Origin of the sequence: Streptomyces sp. NPDC006265, assembly GCF_040613555.1 — a bacterium.
GTDB lineage: Bacteria > Actinomycetota > Actinomycetes > Streptomycetales > Streptomycetaceae > Streptomyces.
This window is the reverse complement of sequence record NZ_JBEXSH010001088.1, coordinates 1-2599: the sequence shown is the minus strand read 5'-3', so window position 1 is coordinate 2599 and position 2599 is coordinate 1. Positions and strand designations below refer to the sequence as shown.

Here is a 2599-nt window from a genome sequence, read left to right as displayed (position 1 = left end):
CCCTGGAGCGGGCCGTCGGGGAGTTCCGCGAGGACGAGGTCCTGCGGACGGCCCTCGGCCCGGTCCTGGCCGACGCGGTCATCGCCGTACGGCGGGGCGAGCAGGCGTCCGTCGCCGGGCTGGACGACGACCAGGTGGCGGCGGCGTACCGCTGGAGGTACTGACATGGGCGCGGTCCGCGAGGCGCTCGACTCCCTGCGGCTGGTCGACCACCACTGCCATGGCACCGTCACGGCCGACCTCGGCCGCGACGCCTTCGAGTCCCTCCTCACCGAGGGCGAGGCCTGGCCGGGGATCTCGCCCTTCGACAGCCCGGTGGGCGTGGCCGTGCGCCGCCACTGCGCTCCCCTGCTCGACCTGCCCCGGCACGCCCCCGCCGGGGAATACCTCGCCCGCCGCGCGGAACTCGGCCGGCGCGAGGTGCAACGCCGCTTCCTGCGCACCGCGGGCACGGACGTGTTCTGCGTCGACACCGGCTACGCCCCCGACGCCATCACCACGCCGCGGGAGATCGCCGAGGCCGCGGGCGGGACCTCGTACGAGGTCGTACGGCTGGAGGGCGTCGCGGAGTCGGTGCAGAGCGCGGGGGTCGAACCGGACGCGTACGCGGACGCCTTCCACGCGGCAGCGCTGAAGGCCGTGCGGCGGCCCGGCGTGGTGGCCGTGAAGTCGGTGGCGGCCTACCGCACCGGCTTCGACCTGAACCCGGCCCGCCCCGTGGAGGCGGAGGTCACCGAAGCGGCGCGGCACTGGCTCTCCGGGGGCGGACGCCTCGACGACCCCGTCCTCGTGCGGCACCTGCTGTGGACCGCCGTCGACCTCGGTCTGCCACTCCAGCTGCACACCGGGTTCGGCGACAACGACATCCGGCTGCACCGCGTCGACCCCACCCACCTCACCGACTGGCTGCACCTCACCGCCGGGACGATCCCCGTCCTGCTCCTGCACTGCTGGCCCTACCAGCGGCAGGCGGCCTACCTCGCCGCGGTCTTCGAGCAGGTGTACCTGGACGTCGGACTCACCCTGCACCACGTCGGTCCCGCCCGGGCCGGTGCGGTCCTCGCGGAGGCCCTGGAGATCACACCGTTCCGCAAACTGCTGTACAGCTCCGACGCCTACGGTGTGGCCGAGTTCTACCACCTCGGGGCGCTCGCCTTCCGGCAAGGCCTCGCGGTACTGCTTCAGGAACGCGTGGACGCCGACGAGCTGTCCCTGCCGGACGCGCTGCGGATCGCGCGGTGGACCGGTCGGGACAACGCCCTGCGGGTCTACCGGCTGGAGACCGACGGGCCGTAGGACGATTGAACGGGCGTGTGGCCGGTCACAGTTCTCCTGGAGCGGCTACCCAGGAAGTCCGAACGGCTGAAAGTATGATCAAGCAATGTCTGACATGACCGAAACCACGCCCGGCTGGCTGTCCTCCGACGAGCTGGAGATGACACGCGCCCGCATGCCGATCCTCTACGTCGAGGCCGTCCCGGTCCGCGTCGACGACAGCGGCGAGGTGACCAGCGTCGGCCTGCTGCTGCGCATCGGCCCCGACGGCACGGTCAGCCGGACGCTGGTCTCCGGCCGCGTGCTGCACCACGAGCGCGTCCGCGACGCCCTCCTGCGCCACCTGGAGAAGGACCTCGGCCCGGTCGCGCTGCCCCGCGTCCCGGCATCGCTCCAGCCGTTCACGGTCGCGGAGTACTTCCCGACGCAGGGCATCACGCCCTACCACGACCCGCGCCAGCACGCGGTGTCCCTGGCCTACATCGTGCCGGTGACGGGAGACTGCCGGCCCCGGCAGGACGCGCTCGACCTGGTGTGGTTCAGCCCCCGGGACGCCGTCTCGGAGGCGGTGCAGAGCGAGATGCCGGGCGGGCACGGGGTGCTGCTGAAGCAGGCGCTGGCACATGCGGGCTGCGCGATCTGAGGCCTAAGCTCTTTCACGTGACCGACCTCCGGCCGGGAGGTGCTCGTGATGGACGCGGAGCGGGACCCGTTCGCGGGGCAGCCGCATCTGCCCGAGCTGCATGTGCGCCTGCGCACGGAGCTGGGCCGGATCGACGAGCAGCTGCGCGCCCTGCTGGACGCGATGGACCGGATGCAGGGTCTGCTGGACGCCGTGGTGGCCATCAGCCGTGAGGTGGAGCTGCCCGCGGTACTGCACCGCATCGTGACCACGGCCATGGACCTGGTCGGCGCCCGCTACGGCGCCCTCGGCGTGCTCAACGACACCGGCGAGCACCTGGAGGAGTTCATCACCGCCGGCCTGTCCGCGCGGGAACGCGCCGATCTGGCCGAGACCGGTCTGCCCACCGGCCGGGGCGTCCTCGGCCATCTGATCAGCCACCCCGAGCCCCTGCGGATCGGCGACATCCCGGCCCATGCCTCCTCCGTCGGCTTCCCGCCCGGCCATCCGCACCTGCGGACCCTGCTCGGCGTCGCCATCGCCGTCCGCGGCGAGATCTACGGCGATCTGTACCTCTCCGAGCGGCGCGACGGGCAGCCCTTCGACGTCCATGACGAGAACGTCGGCACCGCCGAGGATGCCGACCAGGACACCGGTCCAGGGGCCCCACTGGAAGCCGGCCCAGGCGCCGAACCAGGTGCC

3 protein-coding genes and 1 pseudogene are annotated in these 2599 nt (G+C 72.6%); all 4 read left to right on the top strand.

What is annotated here, in order from left to right:
- A pseudogene (locus ABZ281_RS45575) lies at positions 1 to 164 on the top strand (glutamine synthetase); the annotation flags it as partial.
- 1 nt (position 165) lies between these two features.
- Positions 166 to 1296 (top strand): amidohydrolase family protein, encoded by a 1131-nt coding sequence (locus tag ABZ281_RS45570; RefSeq protein WP_356664288.1) that lies wholly within the window; start codon positions 166 to 168, stop codon positions 1294 to 1296.
- Between the two features lie 85 nt (positions 1297 to 1381).
- On the top strand, positions 1382 to 1918 hold the full coding sequence (locus ABZ281_RS45565) for an NUDIX hydrolase family protein (RefSeq protein WP_356664286.1): 537 nt from the start codon (positions 1382 to 1384) through the stop codon (positions 1916 to 1918).
- Between the two features lie 48 nt (positions 1919 to 1966).
- A partial coding sequence (locus ABZ281_RS45560) for a GAF domain-containing protein (protein WP_356664284.1) occupies positions 1967 to 2599 on the top strand: 633 nt, incomplete at its 3' end.

Coding starts and splice junctions, on each gene's coding strand:
- ABZ281_RS45570 (WP_356664288.1), top strand. CDS start 166: ATGGGCGCGGTCCGCGAGGCGCTCGACTCCCTGCGGCTGGTCGACCAC.
- ABZ281_RS45565 (WP_356664286.1), top strand. CDS start 1,382: ATGTCTGACATGACCGAAACCACGCCCGGCTGGCTGTCCTCCGACGAG.